This is a genomic window from Caballeronia zhejiangensis, assembly GCF_000698575.1.
GTDB lineage: Bacteria > Pseudomonadota > Gammaproteobacteria > Burkholderiales > Burkholderiaceae > Caballeronia > Caballeronia zhejiangensis.
Window position 1 is genome coordinate 236,825 of record NZ_JFHD01000001.1, and the last position, 16,069, is coordinate 252,893.

General features: G+C 58.2%; 17 protein-coding genes. 7 read left to right on the forward strand and 10 right to left on the reverse strand.

Annotation, left to right across the window (positions count from 1 at the left end; translation table 11 throughout):
• Positions 1-8: 8 nt before the first annotated feature.
• Positions 9-1,001 carry a hypothetical protein gene (locus tag BG60_RS01060; RefSeq protein ID WP_008346259.1) on the forward strand — a complete coding sequence of 331 codons (993 nt, stop codon included), beginning with the start codon at positions 9-11 and terminating at the stop codon, positions 999-1,001.
• 61 nt (positions 1,002-1,062) lie between these two features.
• On the opposite strand, the gene BG60_RS01065 is transcribed toward BG60_RS01060, so the two are convergent.
• The 7 genes from BG60_RS01065 to BG60_RS01095 form a co-directional block, all read right to left on the reverse strand.
• The gene (locus BG60_RS01065; RefSeq protein ID WP_008346261.1) at positions 1,063-1,320 is read right to left on the reverse strand and encodes a hypothetical protein; all 258 of its coding nucleotides are present in this window, start codon (positions 1,318-1,320) and stop codon (positions 1,063-1,065) included.
• 38 nt (positions 1,321-1,358) lie between these two features.
• Positions 1,359-1,616 carry a hypothetical protein gene (locus tag BG60_RS01070; RefSeq protein WP_008346263.1) on the reverse strand — a complete coding sequence of 86 codons (258 nt, stop codon included), beginning with the start codon at positions 1,614-1,616 and terminating at the stop codon, positions 1,359-1,361.
• 43 nt (positions 1,617-1,659) lie between these two features.
• Positions 1,660-1,917 (reverse strand): hypothetical protein, encoded by a 258-nt coding sequence (locus tag BG60_RS01075; protein ID WP_008346270.1) that lies wholly within the window; start codon positions 1,915-1,917, stop codon positions 1,660-1,662.
• A gap of 447 nt (positions 1,918-2,364) precedes the next feature.
• On the reverse strand, positions 2,365-2,622 hold the full coding sequence (locus BG60_RS01080) for a hypothetical protein (RefSeq protein WP_008346266.1): 258 nt from the start codon (positions 2,620-2,622) through the stop codon (positions 2,365-2,367).
• Between the two features lie 448 nt (positions 2,623-3,070).
• Positions 3,071-3,328, reverse strand: coding sequence for a hypothetical protein (locus BG60_RS01085; RefSeq protein WP_008346268.1), 258 nt, complete (start codon positions 3,326-3,328; stop codon positions 3,071-3,073).
• Between the two features lie 43 nt (positions 3,329-3,371).
• Positions 3,372-3,629 (reverse strand): hypothetical protein, encoded by a 258-nt coding sequence (locus tag BG60_RS01090; protein WP_008346270.1) that lies wholly within the window; start codon positions 3,627-3,629, stop codon positions 3,372-3,374.
• Positions 3,630-3,942: 313 nt separating this feature from the next.
• Complete coding sequence (locus BG60_RS01095; protein WP_008346272.1) at positions 3,943-5,766, reverse strand: alpha/beta fold hydrolase; 1,824 nt, start codon at positions 5,764-5,766, stop codon at positions 3,943-3,945.
• A 469-nt stretch (positions 5,767-6,235) separates the two neighbouring features.
• On the opposite strand from BG60_RS01095, the gene BG60_RS01100 reads away from it, so the two are divergent.
• The 4 genes from BG60_RS01100 to BG60_RS01115 all read left to right on the forward strand — a co-directional run bounded on the left by BG60_RS01100 (position 6,236) and on the right by BG60_RS01115 (position 10,469).
• A complete protein-coding gene (locus BG60_RS01100; RefSeq protein ID WP_033536051.1) occupies positions 6,236-7,309 on the forward strand; it encodes a M4 family metallopeptidase in 1,074 nt (357 codons plus the stop codon).
• Between the two features lie 97 nt (positions 7,310-7,406).
• On the forward strand, positions 7,407-7,709 hold the full coding sequence (locus BG60_RS01105) for a protealysin inhibitor emfourin (protein ID WP_033536023.1): 303 nt from the start codon (positions 7,407-7,409) through the stop codon (positions 7,707-7,709).
• A 554-nt stretch (positions 7,710-8,263) separates the two neighbouring features.
• Positions 8,264-8,704 carry a cupin domain-containing protein gene (locus BG60_RS01110; RefSeq protein ID WP_033536022.1) on the forward strand — a complete coding sequence of 147 codons (441 nt, stop codon included), beginning with the start codon at positions 8,264-8,266 and terminating at the stop codon, positions 8,702-8,704.
• Positions 8,705-9,377: 673 nt separating this feature from the next.
• Positions 9,378-10,469 carry a GlxA family transcriptional regulator gene (locus BG60_RS01115; protein WP_235366191.1) on the forward strand — a complete coding sequence of 364 codons (1,092 nt, stop codon included), beginning with the start codon at positions 9,378-9,380 and terminating at the stop codon, positions 10,467-10,469.
• An 11-nt stretch (positions 10,470-10,480) separates the two neighbouring features.
• Here BG60_RS01115 and BG60_RS01120 read toward each other — a convergent pair whose 3' ends face one another.
• The 3 genes from BG60_RS01120 to BG60_RS01130 are packed head-to-tail and all read right to left on the reverse strand — an operon-like array spanning position 10,481 to position 13,898.
• A complete protein-coding gene (locus tag BG60_RS01120; RefSeq protein ID WP_008346280.1) occupies positions 10,481-11,737 on the reverse strand; it encodes a glycosyltransferase WbuB in 1,257 nt (418 codons plus the stop codon).
• A 55-nt stretch (positions 11,738-11,792) separates the two neighbouring features.
• A complete protein-coding gene (locus tag BG60_RS01125) occupies positions 11,793-12,419 on the reverse strand; it encodes a DapH/DapD/GlmU-related protein (protein ID WP_008346282.1) in 627 nt (208 codons plus the stop codon).
• A 60-nt stretch (positions 12,420-12,479) separates the two neighbouring features.
• A complete protein-coding gene (locus BG60_RS01130; RefSeq protein WP_235366190.1) occupies positions 12,480-13,898 on the reverse strand; it encodes a glycosyltransferase family 4 protein in 1,419 nt (472 codons plus the stop codon).
• A 316-nt stretch (positions 13,899-14,214) separates the two neighbouring features.
• Here BG60_RS01130 and BG60_RS01135 point away from each other — a divergent pair, with 316 nt between their 5' ends.
• A complete protein-coding gene (locus tag BG60_RS01135; RefSeq protein ID WP_008346286.1) occupies positions 14,215-15,372 on the forward strand; it encodes a glycosyltransferase in 1,158 nt (385 codons plus the stop codon).
• Between the two features lie 203 nt (positions 15,373-15,575).
• Positions 15,576-16,055: a cupin domain-containing protein gene (locus BG60_RS39460; RefSeq protein ID WP_008346288.1), complete on the forward strand. Its 480-nt coding sequence runs from the start codon at positions 15,576-15,578 to the stop codon at positions 16,053-16,055.
• Positions 16,056-16,069: the final 14 nt, after the last annotated feature.

The window sequence follows — 16,069 nt, forward strand, 5'->3', positions numbered from 1 at the left end:
GAGAAAACATGGCCAACGAGAAGAGTCTGACGCTCGCGTCGATTCATTCGACAGCGAAGGCGCTCACTGCCGGACTGCTGCTCGCGCTCGCCGCATGTGGAGGCGGAAGCGGCAGCGGACTCTCGGCTGTCGAGAACAACGGCAACGGGGCGACGGGAGGGACATCGTCGAATTCGGCGGATACGGCATCGACTTCATCGGACGCGCCCACATCATCCAGTACGGCCGCGAGCTTCTTTAACAGCATCTTCTTGAAGGACAGCGGCAGCGGCTTCTATCAGTTCGATGCGAACTATCCCGGCAGCGGAGGCTACACGCCCGTCGCTTCGGGCAGAACCCGGTTCTACGTCGACAGTGATAGCGACGACAACTTCATCGCAGAGACCACAACGATAGCGGGCGCATATACGCAAGACTATGAGACGCAGCTGTATATCACGGCGGAAGGTGCGTTCACGTCGCGATCGAGCCCCTACATCCATTTCGGTTCGAACTCGAAGATCTTCCAGAAGCTATCGCAAGGTTATGAGCTCGGCATGCGAGGCATGTCGACGGCCTTGGAGCGAATCACGATCAAATTGGACGACGTATCGGGTCTGCCGATCTCGGATGCCATTCGCAAGGACGAGGGTCCGGCCATCAACGGACTGCCGTTTCTGCTTGCCGCCGACAAATCGCCGATGCCGAAGGGATCCATCATCTATCAGTTGCCGTACACGGTCGTGACCACGCACTTGTGGGCGAACCTGACAAAGGGGAAGGATCCGTTTGCGTCTCTGGAGGAGATCCAGGCCAGGACCGGAGGGGCCATCCAATCGTTGGGCGGCTATCGCTATCTGCAGCCCGCGCCGAACAGCATGATTCATATCGAGTACGACGGGGCTCTGTACCACGGTGAACTGGTGAAGGCCGGTGACATCCACGATGTCGTTCCGGCTGCGTATAACAGCATTGCCGCGGATTTCATCGCGCAGCGCGAGGCAGTTGCGCTCGCAAAGTAGTGAAGAAAGGAGAAGGAAGCACAATTGTTCCTTCTCCCGTCGACGGTGCTGCTTCAGTTCTTCACGCTTTCACGCCGTGCAGCAGGCTGCCGATGGCGTCGAGCGACTTCGTCACGTTGGTCAGATCGACCTTGGTGTACTGCGATGCATCGACCTGCGTCACCGGCGCCACGTTGATCTGCGGGCTCGCGAACGCGAAGCCCGTGATCGAGTTGGCGTTGATGCCGTTGTTCTGGAAGATGCTCGCGCCGCCGACGATGGCGCCCATTTCAGCGCGACCAAGTTCCTTGCTGACGGCGAGGTTTTCGATTCTCAACATGATGTCTCTCCTGATGACGTGAATGGCTGTGTGAGGGCTTACAGCTTCACGCCGCCGAGCACGCTGCCAACCGCATCGATCGACTTCGTGACGTTGGTCAGATCGACGTTCGTGTGCGTCGAGGCATCGACTTGCGTGACGGGCGCGACGTTGGTCTGCGGGCTGGCGAACGAGAAGCCGCCGTTGACATTGGCGTTGACGCCGTTGTTCTGGAAGATGCTGGAGCCGCCGACGATAGCGCCCATTTCTTCACGGTCGAGTTCTTTGCTGACTGCGAGGGATTCGATCTTCAACATGATGGTTCTCCGCATGCGTGGATGATTGCGATGAGATGGGGAATCAGAGTGCGACGCCGCCAAGCAGGCTGCCGACCGAAGCGAGCGACTTGGTGATGTTCTTCACGTCGACGTCGGTGTGTTGCGAGGCATCGACTTGCGTGACGGGCGCGACGTTCGTTTGCGGGCTGGCGAAGGAGAAGCCGCCGTTGACGTTGGCGTTGATGCCGTTGTTCTGGAAGATGCTGGAACCGCCGACGATGGCGCCCATTTCAGCACGGCCGAGTTCTTTGCTGACAGCGAGGTTGTCGATCTTCAACATGATGTAGCTCCTGACTTGGTTGGTTGGATGAGCACCAATCGTTGCGCTCGCAGCTACATATGCGAGGGCTGTGCCAGCGGCTACTAGAGGATCTGTTCGGTTAATGCAAGTCATTGATCGACATACAAAATCGAGGTGCTCAAAGCAGATCTCTACGCGCAGTCCAGGTCGCTAATGGTCGCCGCCTGTCGGCCGTCCAAAAACAGATATTCGAAACATGTCTGGAGCCGGCGAACACGCATGGTAATCAGACACGCGACGCGTTTCACGCCGCAAGAAGAGAGACGAAACTACGGAATACGAAGTATCGATGAAAAAGACGAACGGCGCTCGCATCGAGCGTTGGGTCGAAACTCGGGGAAGGAAGAACCGGCAGGAAGGGAGTACAGCGAAGAGAAGCAAGGAGAAGGAAGCAGCGTTGTCCCTTCTCCCCTTGTAGACGATGCCTTACAGCTTTCCGCCCACGATCAGGCTGCCGACGGAATCAAGCGTCTTCGTCACGTTCGTCAGGTCGACGTTGGTGTGCGTCGAAGCATCGACTTGCGTGACGGGCGCGACGTTGGTCTGCGGGCTGGCGAACGAGAAGCCGCCGTTGTAGTTGGCGTTGATGCCGTTGTTCTGGAAGATGCTCGCGCCGCCGACGATGGCGCCCATTTCAGCACGACCGAGTTCTTTGCTAACGGCGAGGTTTTCGATCTTCAGCATGATGTGTCTCCTGGGACGGGTTGGGTTGGACGAGCACCAATCGTTGCGCTCGCATCTCCATATGCGAGAGCTGTGCCAGAAGCGTCCGGATGTTGTCCGGTTAGGCCGATCCATTGAATAGCAAGGCTCACCGGGCATCTACAGCATCATTCACGAACGAGCGGCGCATCGATTCGTCGGCTGCGCGATGACAGATCGCCGAACATGTCGGCGCACGACCGACGGTCCGCGTACACGAATGCGACGGGCTCAGTGAAACAGCCCATATCACATGCACGCGCCGTACAACGCTGGTGACAAAGCCACTTGCAGGCGATTGCCTTGGCGGAAAAAAGCCAAAAGAGGAGCGGCCTGGTCAATCCGCGCAGTGCGCGCGTGCGGCCTTCGGAACAATGACGAGAGGGAGAAGGAAACGTCGTCGGTTCCTTCTCCCTTCGAGGGATGATGCTTACAGCTTCGCGCCGAGAATTTCGCTGCCGACCGTGGTGAGCGACTTCGTGATGTTCTTCACGTCGACGTCGATATGTTGCGACGCATCGACTTGCGTGACGGGCGCGACGTTGGTCTGCGGGCTGGCGAACGAGAAGCCGCCGTTGACATTGGCGTTGACGCCGTTGTTCTGGAAGATGCTGGAGCCGCCGACGATGGCGCCCATTTCTTCACGGTCGAGTTCTTTGCTGACTGCGAGGGATTCGATCTTCAACATGATGGTTCTCCGGATGCGTGGATGATTGCGATGAGATGGGGAATCAGAGTGCGACGCCGCCAAGCAGGCTGCCGACCGAAGCGAGCGACTTGGTGATGTTCTTCACGTCGACGTCGGTGTGTTGCGAGGCATCGACTTGCGTGACGGGCGCGACGTTCGTTTGCGGGCTGGCGAAGGAGAAGCCGCCGTTGACGTTGGCGTTGATGCCGTTGTTCTGGAAGATGCTGGAACCGCCGACGATGGCGCCCATTTCAGCACGGCCGAGTTCTTTGCTGACAGCGAGGTTGTCGATCTTCAACATGATGTAGCTCCTGACTTGGTTGGTTGGATGAGCACCAATCGTTGCGCTCGCAGCTACATATGCGAGGGCTGTGCCAGCGGCTACTAGAGGATCTGTTCGGTTAACTCGCCGGCCTGATAGGAAAGGGATTGCGGGGTGGAAGCGCGATTCGCGCGCCGAAACCATCCGCAATAGGCGAGGCCGAAGTGTGGGCCGCAGAGAAACAGAGGGCGGGGACTTGTCGGATTCCGACGAACAGCGTGGTCAACGATACGGGACGCGCGTGCGCGGACGAGCCACGTCCCGTATCAGAGTCGATGAGATGAAGATCAGCTTAGAGCTGCGGAGAAACACCGAGCGGCGCAATGGGTTCCATGACCGGCGCGCTTTCCGGCTTCAGATCCTTGATGAAGGTGTCGGACATCGCGATCACGGTGGCGAGCGCGCGCGTGTCGTAGAGCGCGTGATCGACGTCGCCGCACACGGCGGCCCGGACGCGCGTCGTTCGAGACAGCTTCTTGCCGTGCCTGCCGAAATGCGCGTTCAGTTGATCGAGACCTTCGTCGCCTGCGCCGTACACGAGCAGCGTGCGCACGCCTTTGCGTTCGAGCGCATGGACGATGCTGTGCGGATCCGTGAGCGAACCGTGATCCGCCTGAACGACCTTCTTGCGCGTCACGCCGGGCATCTGCGATTGCAGCCGCGCCGCCGCATTCGATGCGAAAGCTTTCAGGATCGGCTTGAGTCCGCGCTTGCCGCTCAGCACGAGCCACCATTTTTGCGGCTTCAGGATCGCGGGTCCGAGACGCGCCATCGTGTTGCGCCGCTGCGCTCTGAGCTCTTGCAGCGTCAGATGCTCAGGTACATGGAAGCGCTGCAGATTCACGGCGATGACAGCGCCGATAGCCGGCTCGATCAGCGACGCGCGCAACGCGCTATACGCACCCGAGCAGATGCCGAACACAACGACGTTATCGTAGCCCTTGCGTTTGAGCCATGCAGCTGCGGTCGCGACATCCTCGATCGTGGTTTGCGCATGAATCGACGCAACCGTGTCGTGCGTGCCATCCGGCGAACGTGCGGGACTGTCGCCGATGCCACGCGCATCGAAGCGCAACGATGCGATGCCGCGTTGTGCCATCTCCCTCGCCATGCGGACGGACAGCCGGCTGTCGCCTTGATGCACGCTGCCCGCCGTATTCGTGATGACGATCACAGGGCCGCCCGGCAGTCCGTCGCGCGGCTCGCACAAGATGCCGAAGAGTCCTGCAGCGCCGAAGATCACCGGGCGCTCGATCGCTTCCGGCGTTTCGATGATCGCATCGTCGCTCATGCTCGGGCGCGCTGCCTTTCTCGCGCGGGCCGGCTTGAGATCGCGGGCCATGCCTTCGGCCACGCCCTCCTCGATCCATTGCGCGGCGCGCTTGAGCGTCTTCTCGGGCAAGACCGACGATGCAGTCTCCTGCATGAATTCGAAGTAGTCGTCGAAGGCTTCCGTCTGCACGTCGACGCCTCGATCGAGCAATACGTTGCATAGCGACCGGCTCGCGCCCGGCCGCAAGTCGGCCACGAACACGCGCTTGGGCAGAGCGGACTGATGACTCATCGCCTTGCCGAGATCGAGCCCGCTCAGGCGGCTGCGAAACGCTTCGCTATAAACCTGACCGAGCACGTGATATGGCGAATCGACCTGCACCGCTCTCACGACGACGGGAAGATTTTCGACCCACGTCTGTCGCAGCGCGGTGAGTTCGCGCAGATAGTGGCGTCCGTTGACCACGGGCGCGAGGAGCGCGAGCGAATCCACCAGCGGATGATGCGATGCCAGCGCAGCCAGTGTGCCGCCCAGACGCAAGCCGCACAGCGTGACTTTCGTTACGCCCGTTTCCTGTCGCAAACGTTCGATAGCCGCGCCGATATCCACGATGAAGTGATCGACCCGATCGCTCTCATGATCGATGCCGACTGAATCGCCGGTCGCCAGATAGTCGAAGCGCAAGACCGGAATACCGCGTCGGGAAAGCTCTTCGGCCAGATAGCGCATGGCCTTGTGGCCCCACGCTTCCTCATGCCCGAATGGGTTGCATAGCACGACGCCGTGGCTTCCATGGCCGACGTGAAGCCACCCGAAGCGGCCTCCGAAGACGATCGGCGTCATGCGTCGGCCCCACTTCCAAAATTACCGACGCATAGGCGCTCGCTTCGGTAAGAAGCGATATTGGCAACGCACTGAATCCCTGGGCCGCTCGATGTTTTATTTAGGTCGCGCATTTGTTGAGGTTCTCATTGCACGTTTTGCAAGATTTAACCTCCTTTCGTTTCTGGCCTTCGGTGCGCTGGACAACAAAGTGATGTTTTGCCGCATGCATGGGGTATACCGCCATGCATGCACGAGACCGGACATCTAGACGTCGATGCAATGTTCGCTATCGCACATTCGCGTCTCTTGGCACGGAAAGAAGTTAAGTAGATCTACATGAATGGAAGGCCGGAATGAAGCGGTTCGCGAGGATCGACATAACGCTTGGCAATGGTAGAAGGGCATCTATTGACTATTCGGAGGCATCGTCTAGATTTTCGTCGTGGCCGCGCTCAATCCATCGATTCGATTCGCCAAGGAGACGATCATGTGCACTCGCCTGAAACCCGGACGCCCTCACTCCATCTATTGCATTCTGCCGCCGCACATGCTGGAGCACATCGCGAAGCATGGCGACGCGAAGCAGCGCGAGATCGCCATCGACACGCTGTCGAAGGATCACACGATGCGGTCCTTCCGTGCCGTGGAGGCCACGCTCGCAGTCCGGCGCGCAGCGCCGATGCCCACTGCCGCCGCGCCTTCCGCGCATCGCACGATCTACACGGCCGACGAAACTGAAACGTTGCCCGGCACGGTCATTCGTACCGAAGGCGCGAAGCCCGTAAAAGACGATGCCGCCAACGAAGCCTATGACGGTCTCGGTGCGACCTTCGAATTCTATCTGGAGGTGTTTCATCGCAATTCGATCGACGATGCGGGCATGCCGCTCATCGGCACCGTCCATTTCGGCAAGGACTATGACAACGCGTTCTGGAACTCGCAGCAGATGGTTTTCGGCGATGGCGACGGCGAGCTCTTCAACCGCTTCACCATTGCACTGGATGTCATCGGTCACGAATTGACGCATGGCGTGACCGAACATACCGCCGGCCTGAATTACATGACGCAGGCGGGCGCGCTGAACGAGTCGATATCGGATGTGTTCGGCTCGCTCATCAAGCAATACGCGCACAAGCAGACGGCGGACAAGGCGGACTGGCTTATCGGCGAGGGATTGCTCGCGAAGGGCGTCAATGGCGTCGCGCTTCGCTCGATGAAGAATCCCGGCACGGCCTACGACGATCCGAGGCTCGGAAAGGATCCGCAGCCCGCCGACATGAGCGAGTACGTTCGCACGACGCAGGACAACGGCGGCGTGCATATCAACTCAGGCATTCCAAACAAGGCGTTCTGCATGACCGCTCTTGAAATCGGCGGATATGCTTGGGAGAAGGCGGGGCGAATCTGGTATGAGACGCTGACCGACTCGCACCTCAAGCCGACCGCGACCTTCAAGACATTCGCGAAGCTGACGCTAACTACGGCGAGCAGGCTATATGGCGCGAGCAGCGCGGAGGCATCGGCGGTCAAGAAGGGATGGCACGAAGTCGGTGTATTGTGATCGTGCGCGCGCTCGCATCTTCGCCGCGCTCCTGTTGTCGGGCGCGGCGCTGGTGTGCACGGGCTGCGCTTCACATCAATCGTCGTGGGAGCCTTCAATGCACGCGGAGCTGACGACCGATGGCGGGTTAGCTGCCTTTCCCGGACTTGCACGGCCGATCGTTCTCGACGAGAAGGATCTTTCGCCCGACGATGGCGTTGCATTCGCGCATCTCGTCGTGGCGGCGCGCGCCGAGGCGAGCGCATCGAGGCCACGCGCAACGAAACCTGTTCCGGACGGCCGCACCTATCGGATCCATGTCGATGGCGACGATACGCTTCATCTTCAGGCCGCCGATCCTTCCATACCCCCTGCCTTTGCCGCCTTGATGGAGTTCATCAAGCGGCATGGACATCGCTAACTTCCGGCTGTGCATGCGTCGACACTTCGGCTGAATTGGATAATTCCCAGCTAACTCTGCATTCTTAAGATGTGCTTGCAGTTTGCTGATTCCATACATTCAAACGGAGTGTCTATGAAGCCCGCCAAAGTTCTGCTTCGATCATCATCGAGATGCCCTCCGTCGATCGATCGGCGGCGATCAGAAGCATCTACACGTCAATCAAAGGCAGAACGGCAATCGCTCGATAACTTCGGCGACTGCCGTTCTCGCGTTCGATCACCTCACCCGCGCGAGCTATCAAACCAGCCTTAGACCGAGGCTAGGATTCAAGAATTATGTATGTGCGTTGGCTCATACAAAACACCGGTTTCTCGTTTGCGCAATTCCGGCGTGCTGTATAAGATTGCCAAACATTACAGACTGTAATGTTGATGATGAACGTTTTCCTTGCCTCTTTGTCTGTAAATGCGCAAGGCGCCGAAACCTTGACGGAGCCAGATTGCTGAATGAGCGAGCGCAGACTCTCTCCCGCTCTTTCGATGACCGATCAAGCCGCACCATAAGGAGACTTCATGCCAACTCCCGTTTTCGAGTCCGTACGTCTAGACGATGTGTTGCTCGAACCAGATCCGATCGACCCCGCATGGATACTCGAAGGCAATCCTGTCGCCCGCAGTGGCAGATGGTCGCAAAGTCTCGACACGACGACCTCCTCGTGGGTCTGGGATTGCACCGCTGGCCGCTTCAACTGGTACTTCGAGCAAGACGAGACCATCTATGTGATCGAAGGCGAAGTCATCATTACCGCCGAAGGTCAGGAACCGCGCACGCTGCGCGCGGGACACGCCGCATTGTTTTACGCGGGCACGCGATCTCAGTGGTACGTTCCTAAGTATGTGCGCAAGCATGCCATCCTTCGTCCGCACATCACGAAGCCTGTGTTGTTCGCGCTCAAGGTGAGCCGCAGATTGCAGGGCAAGCCGAGCGGCTATCTGCCTCGCACGTCGCTCTGACAATCTCCTTCGAAGAACATCACGGAACTATCGAAGTGATGAGTCACGCGATGGATAACCTCGTCCATTGGTCAAGGCATTGCGAACGGATCAGGCAGGAGAGCGCACGGTTCCCGAGTTCCTGCGAGGCGCGTGGCACGCCGGAGTAGTCCGTAATACGCCAGCGCTTTAGTTCATTGCCGATGCCATCTGCCGCCGATTCGCAGAAAAGAATCAAACGCGCCAATGCCGGCATGCATGACCGCGCGTGATGCGAATTGGCTCTTTGCTCATGGAGAACTTTTCGCGAAACGTCGCATTCGCCTTTGGCGAATCAATCGACGCACGCTCGTCATAACATATGATTTGAACGCAACGCGAGATAGCTTTTGATTCTGCTGCATACGTAAAGATACTTCCAGCGAGAGGCGGGCGCGAATTCGCGCCCGTTTTTGTATTGCTCGGCACTGCGCGAATACGCTTCTTCACCTAACTTCGCGAAACGCTACGAAAGCAAACGATTGCGAGTGCGATCACGCCGGCGTTTGCAAATGTACCGTCCACGACTATGCCGTCTGTCCATACGAACGTGCGTATCCGTTCAACGCCGCGAGCGATTAAGAAGTTTTTTCATATGGATGTCTATTTTTATCGTTGCCTCGACGCAATTTTTTCTTACCTGTAACCTGCGTCTGTGAGAACGCCTGGTGACTCCCAAAAGTTAAACGACGCCCACAGTCGACACGCTCGTTCGGAAGGAATAACACTAACGCAACGAATTGGAGGCTCCGCGATGTCAACCTCAACTGACGTCCTCGAAGCTACGTCCGTCGCTGGCGACTGCGCGTATGCGATGCATGATTCGACGGTAATCAAGCACATCGGCATTGTTTTATACGATGGTTTCTCTTTGCTGGCCGCAGGCACCCTCGCCGAAGCGCTGCATGTGGCGAACGAGTTGCAATCCGAAGCAGCGAATCATTCTTTGAAATATCGCGTGAATCTGGTATCGGCTCGAGGGGGTACGGTCTCGTGTTCTGCTTCCATGTCCGTGTGGACGGACCAACTCGCCGGAGGAAAATTCGATAGTCTCGATAACCTTTTCGTCGCAGGAGGCAGCGGCGTGGCACGCGCGTCCTCGGACGACAATCTTATGGAACTCCTGAGACGCGCGAGCGGGAAGAGCGTCACCATTACCGCGATGGGAAACGCGCACATGCTCTTGTCGGCCGCGGGCGTTACGCCGCGGGACTGGCCTTCGATGAAGCAGGATATTCCGCCCAGTTCGGCGACCAAAACCCTATCAGAGCATGAACGCGATCAGGCATTGATGACATCGCTTGCATTCGTCAAGAAGGACTTGGGCGCCGATCTGGCTATGCGTGTCGCGGACCGTCTCGAATCGGGCGGAGGCTTGTCGCTCGAGGCGGCGTTCGAAGAGATGTATGACACGACGCTGGCCGAGAAGGCGCGCGCGGCGGCGCGTTGGCTCGTGCTGAACTGCGCAAAGGCGATATCCGTCGTCGATGCAGCGCGCATGTCTTCGATGAGCGAGCGCAACTTCCTGCGTCTGTTCAAGCGCGAGATCGGCGTCACGCCTTCGAAATATCTGCTTCGCGCGCGGCTCGATCTCACTTGCAAGCTGCTCGAAAATAGCGATCTTCCGGTCGACAAGATCGCCCGTCGAACGGGCCTCAGCAACGGAGAGAGACTGTCGAAGCTATTCCGCAAGGAATTCTCGATGTCCCCAACCGAATTTCGCGCACGAAGCCGGAATAAGCGCTGAGAGCGAAGCGCTCAGGTTGTCGGCGCCTGATCGCCGACACCTCGTTTGGCCTTGACCGAACTACGCAGACGCGCCTCGAATTGCAGAAGGATCGATTCCTTGGCGAGATTCGATGCCGCGTATTGTCGGCCGAGCGCACCAAGACGCTCACGAAGCGAGCGGTCATTGGCGAGACGAAGTATGGCTTTAGTCAATGCAGTTGGAGACTCGGGTTCGACCGCGAGGCCGACGGAATTCACGACGTCCCATAGCTCGGTGCCTTCATTCGCCGTGGCGATAACCGGCCGATTGCTCGACAGCATGGCGCCGAGCTTCGATGGCATGACGAGATCGGCGGCATCGGCGCGTTGCGGCAGAACATGCATGTCCGCGAGCGCGAGCAGTTCGTGGAAGCGCTCTTTAGGCTGCAAATCGAGGAATTTGACATTGGGTAAGTCGCGGGCCTTATCGAGCAGGAACGATCTTGCGGGCCCGGCACCGCAGATCACGAACATGATGTCCTCGCGCCACGCGAGAAGCTTTGCCGCATCCGCGATAACTTCCAGACCTTGCTTGAGCCCCAGATTGCCGGAATAAAGTACGACCTGCACGCCGCGACCGAGAGCGAGTTGCCCGCGATACGAGTTGTCCGCGCTGTCCGATTGTGCATGCTGCATGTCGACCCAATTCGGAAATGTAAAAGCGTTCTCGCATAGGACGCCTTTTTGCACCGCCAGTCGCGTCATCGCGGCTGAAGGTGTGGAGACCACGTCGGCGCGCGACATCAGCCATTTTTCAGCGGACGATGCGAGCTTCTTCGCCGCACGGCCCTTCAGGATTCCAAGCCGGAAAGCGGCATCGACCTCGTAGTCCTGTACGTGAAGCCAGAACGATGCACTCGCGATGCGCGCTGCCAACAGCGCCATGGGCGACGCGAACAAGGGCGGCTCGACGAGCCATACGGCTTGCGGACGCCACGCGATTTGCACTGCCGCGGCGGGAATGGAGAAGAGTGCGAAGCTCATCAGATGCAATATGCGCTTCAAGCCCGAAGGGCGTTTCGGGCACCAGAAGGGCACGCGTATCACCGAAACATTGTTGAGCTGTTCCGTCACGTATGTGTGCGAGTTATAGCCGGCGCGAACGCGCCATTCCGGATAATACGGAGAAGCGGTGATTACGCGTACCGTATGTCCGCGCAATGCGAGCCATTCCGCCAGCTCGGCAGAATACTTTCCAACCCCGGTTACTTCCGGGGCGTAGTTGAGCGAGATCATCAGCACTTTCATCGAGCCACCCAATGTGGTTGAAACTGAAAAATCGGCGCGCCGAACGCGCTGACTTTCAATCGAAGCGCTTGCGAATGAAGCGGCATGGGTTGCCGCCATAAACGCCTTCGGGCTCGAGCGAACGATGTACGACGGAAAGCGGTGTAACGACCGCCGAACGGCCGATGGTCACGCCCATTTGCACGACACAATTCGCCGTGATCCACACGCCGTCTTCAATGACGATCGGTGCAACGCTCAGATTCATCGTCGTGCTCATTGCGTGCGAGCCGGCTGTGAGGAACGTGCCTTGTGAAATGCACACATGCGATCCGACGCGGATGGGCGCCTGGTTATAGATCCACACATCGGCGCCGAACCATGAGTGATCGCCCACTTCGAGATTCCACGGTGCTTTCACGCGAAGCTGTTGCAGGAAGCGGCAACCGACGCCTATCTTCGCGCCGAAGAGACGGAGTAACGCAACTCGCACATTCGAAAACGGGTTGAGCTTGTTATTGATGACGCAGGCTTCGACAACAAACCATAGTGCTTCGATGAGCGTCGATCGCGCCTTCTCATAGTTGCCCTTTCCTGCTCGGCTCAGATCGATGATGCGATTGGCAGCGTGCTCGTCCTTGACGTCGTGGACAAGGGTTTCCGCGTTCGACACCGCATTGTCGGTGAGGAGTTCTGACGCCATTTGGAAGCTCTCCCAGCAGTCGTTGCACGTTTCAGGTATTGGCGGTGCGGACAGATCGACTTAACTGTCGCCAATCCGGGACATCTTCGGAGAGGGCTGCCAGCACATACGGCGCACTCGAAACGTCTCCAGTGCATGACGAAGCACCGACAGCCTGCGGTCGTCCGTCAAGGATTCGATGCGCTGCTTGCCTCGCTGGATCAGCCGCATTCTCAGGTCGGGGTCGATGATGAGCTCACGAAGTGCATCGGCCATGCTGTCCGGGTTCACAAGATCGATGAGAAGCCCCGCGTCGTCAATCTGGTCTCGCAGGTTCTTCAGGTCGGAATACAGCACGGGCACGCGAAGCTGAAACGCCTCGTAGGGCGGCAGGTTCGTGGGACCGAAATACGTGGGCATCACCAATGCGACCGCCTGACGATAGAGGCAGGTCACTTCGATATCGGACACGAAGCCTGCAAAGCGGATTCGGTCCGCCAGCCTGAGCTCATCGGCCACTGAGCGTACATGAGCCAGGTTGCCGAAGTCGCGCCCAGAGAATATGGCGCCGACCCTGATCCCGAAGCGATCCTCCAGGCTGCGCAATCCCCGCAATAGATAGACATGGTTCTTATGCGGCCAGAACTGGGCGGGATAGTAGACGTAGTCGCAATCCAGGCCATACTTTGCCTTGATGTCGATAAAGCGATCCGGATGATCAAGCTCATGCTCGGACAACTGCGTTCCAATCGCGGGAGAAAAGGGAATCACATGAACTCTTTCCTCATCGACGGCATATCGTCGGATCACGTTATCGCGTCCCGCTTCTGAATCGACTACGACACCGGTCGCTTTCTTCAGCGCAAGTTGATAGATCTGCTCGCGGCGCTCGAACTCGCCGCCACAGCGAACTTCAGGAAAGTCCACTTCATCGCGGTGCGCCAGATCCCAGACCGTAAAGAGATAGCTGAAACGTGCAGTCACGAGAGCCAGATAGGACGGACCCGTGAAGTAGACGAGGTCCGCGCCCATTTCCCGTAAAGACCGGTCGAGCCAATTGAAGTACACGTGCTTTCTGAATAGTTGAGGCGGATTGAGCAGGCGCCACATGACATGGAAACGCGCAAGCAGCTTTTGCCAGCGGTGAACGCGAAGATAGCGAGCATCGATTCCAACCCGATGCAGTTCTTCGATCGCGGACCTGCGCGTCGTGATGAAGGTCACGTTACAGAGTTCGGGCGGCAGGCGCTTGGCCAGAAGCGCAGCGTTCGTCGCTTGCTGAAATCCTCCGCCTACTGAATTGTCCAGTTCGATAAAGACCACCATCCGGATCGGCCGGACATGAAAGCCGATGCCGGTGACATCCGCGCCGCTCGCATGTTCACGAGTTTCAACGCGGCGATGGGCGAATCGGGGAACTGCCAGATCACTTTGATAGGTAGTGCTCGAAGCGGCTCTCTTGAACAACATATCTTGAGTTCCCCGCAGAAGAAAGGACATGTTGCGTTCACAGCGACACGATCAATATCGGATCGTCTATCGTGGGCTGGTCTAACGATAGGCTGCCGTATATCCGCGCGACCCGTTATGACGGATGACGGCAAGACGTTGGCTGACCGATGAGTGAGACCGCGCCCGCCATCGCCGCGGACTCAGCACGCGGATGCCCGGCCAAAAGCTTGATGATTTCCGCCAATGGACCTTGCCGGGCATCCGCGGCGCTACGATGCCTTTCCGGGGCGTTGCACGAGGCTGTCGAAAGGTGTCGACGAACATTGCCGCTCCCGCATGCGTCTTGGCTCACTGGAGAACGTCTTTGAAAACGCTCCACATCATTCCGTCTATCGAGGCAAGGAGTGGCGGTCCGGCGGAGGCAATCAAGAAGCTCGCTGCAGAACTGCGGCTGTTTGGACACACGGTCGATATCGTCTGTCTCGATCCTTCGGCCCATGCCGACACGTCAGATGACGCTGTGTTCGATCGAGTGGTCCGCCTTGGACACCATGCAGGGAAATACTCGTTCAACTTCCGCCTCGTTCGCTGGCTGATCGAGCATGGCAGGCAATACGATGCGATTGTCGTGGATGGCATTTGGCAGTTTCATAGCGCGGCGGCCGTGTTTTCGCTGCGTCCGCGGAAGATTCCATACTTCGTCATGCCGCACGGAATGCTGGATCCATGGTTCAACATAGGCCATCCACTGAAGTTCGCGAAGAAGCTTGTCTATTGGTTATTCGTTGAACGACACGTCCTGAGCAACGCGAAAGGCGTTCTTTTCACTACGGATAGCGAGCGAACCCTGGCGCGCAAAGCATTCCCGCTATATCGCGCCAAGGAAAACACCATGACGATCGGCACCGTGCCGCCACCTTTGATCGAAAAGGCAGAGGTTATAAAGTGGCGCGCGTCGGGGCATTCGAATGACAAGAAGTTGATGTTGTTTCTAGGGCGGCTCCATGAAAAGAAAGGCTGCGACCTGTTGATTCGCGCCTTTCATGATCTGCGAGACGCCGCGAACGACTATCAACTAGTTATTGCGGGGCCTGACAACAACGGCGTCGCGGCGAAGCTGCGTCGTGAAGCCGAGCAACTCGGGCTTGCCAGGAAAATCACCTGGATCGATATGGTGACGGGCGCGGACAAGTGGTCCTTGTTGCGGGCGGCGGACGTCATGGTCTTACCTTCGCATCAGGAGAACTTCGGCGTCGTGGTGGCCGAGGCGCTCGCATGCGGCGTGCCGGTGCTACTGACCGACAAGGTCGGAATCTGGCAGGAAGTCGTGGCGGACCGAGCGGGCCTCGTCGATGTGGATACGCTGCCCGGCATCACTCGGTTGCTCATGCAATGGACGAGCTTGCCGGAGCATGAAAAGGATGCGATGAGATCAGCTGCGAGGCAGTGCTTCGACGACCGCTTTCATGTATCTCGCGCGGCCAGGAAATATATTTCGCTGATGAGTGACGGCCGCGCCTAATGATCGAGGCAAGATACGTGCGTTCGTGCGCGCGACCTTCGCATGCGCTACTTATATGACGAGAAAGGGTGGAGCCGCGACGCGAATCGGTCAACACCTTGCCAGATTCCGTCACTTGACGAGAGACGAATCACAAGGGGCGCTAAGCTTCAGTTACGGACGATGCGCGTTCTGGCCTCTGCTACGCGTTTCAAAGCGCGTCCATGTCGGACATTCTCCAGTCGGGACACATCATGAGGGTATTTTCGGCCGAGCAGGACATTGGGCTTGAAGAAAGCGTCGATATCATCGCTCACGACGGCGTCACACTTGCTCTTATCATCCGTGCTTCCTTCTCGAGAGAAGGCGTGAATTTTTTCACGCCGCGCGAATACTCGCAGCAACTCGCGCATATGGAGCATGCCGCCGGAACGAAGATATGCGCGCATGTGCATAACATCATGGCGCGTGAAGTAAAGCTGACGCAAGAAGTTCTGCTGATCAAAAGAGGACGCGTTCGCGTCGATCTTTATGGTGCGAACCTGCACTATGTGACGAGCCGGACACTTGGGCCCGGAGACGTCATATTGCTGTCCGCGGGCGGTCACGGCTTCGAAATGCTCGAGGACGCGGCCTTCATCGAGGTGAAACAAGGGCCTTACATGGGCGATCACGACAAGGTTCGATTCGAACCGCGGTCGTGAGTTACGGCGTTGAA

Excerpts from the sequence above, each read along its gene's own strand:
- BG60_RS01060 (WP_008346259.1), top strand. The coding sequence starts at position 9 with ATGGCCAACGAGAAGAGTCTGACGCTCGCGTCGATTCATTCGACAGCG.
- BG60_RS01065 (WP_008346261.1), bottom strand. The coding sequence starts at position 1,320 with ATGTTGAGAATCGAAAACCTCGCCGTCAGCAAGGAACTTGGTCGCGCT.
- BG60_RS01070 (WP_008346263.1), bottom strand. The coding sequence starts at position 1,616 with ATGTTGAAGATCGAATCCCTCGCAGTCAGCAAAGAACTCGACCGTGAA.
- BG60_RS01075 (WP_008346270.1), bottom strand. The coding sequence starts at position 1,917 with ATGTTGAAGATCGACAACCTCGCTGTCAGCAAAGAACTCGGCCGTGCT.
- BG60_RS01080 (WP_008346266.1), bottom strand. The coding sequence starts at position 2,622 with ATGCTGAAGATCGAAAACCTCGCCGTTAGCAAAGAACTCGGTCGTGCT.
- BG60_RS01085 (WP_008346268.1), bottom strand. The coding sequence starts at position 3,328 with ATGTTGAAGATCGAATCCCTCGCAGTCAGCAAAGAACTCGACCGTGAA.
- BG60_RS01090 (WP_008346270.1), bottom strand. The coding sequence starts at position 3,629 with ATGTTGAAGATCGACAACCTCGCTGTCAGCAAAGAACTCGGCCGTGCT.
- BG60_RS01095 (WP_008346272.1), bottom strand. The coding sequence starts at position 5,766 with ATGACGCCGATCGTCTTCGGAGGCCGCTTCGGGTGGCTTCACGTCGGC.
- BG60_RS01100 (WP_033536051.1), top strand. The coding sequence starts at position 6,236 with ATGTGCACTCGCCTGAAACCCGGACGCCCTCACTCCATCTATTGCATT.
- BG60_RS01105 (WP_033536023.1), top strand. The coding sequence starts at position 7,407 with ATGCACGCGGAGCTGACGACCGATGGCGGGTTAGCTGCCTTTCCCGGA.
- BG60_RS01110 (WP_033536022.1), top strand. The coding sequence starts at position 8,264 with ATGCCAACTCCCGTTTTCGAGTCCGTACGTCTAGACGATGTGTTGCTC.
- BG60_RS01120 (WP_008346280.1), bottom strand. The coding sequence starts at position 11,737 with ATGAAAGTGCTGATGATCTCGCTCAACTACGCCCCGGAAGTAACCGGG.
- BG60_RS01125 (WP_008346282.1), bottom strand. The coding sequence starts at position 12,419 with ATGGCGTCAGAACTCCTCACCGACAATGCGGTGTCGAACGCGGAAACC.
- BG60_RS01130 (WP_235366190.1), bottom strand. The coding sequence starts at position 13,898 with ATGTCCTTTCTTCTGCGGGGAACTCAAGATATGTTGTTCAAGAGAGCC.
- BG60_RS39460 (WP_008346288.1), top strand. The coding sequence starts at position 15,576 with ATGTCGGACATTCTCCAGTCGGGACACATCATGAGGGTATTTTCGGCC.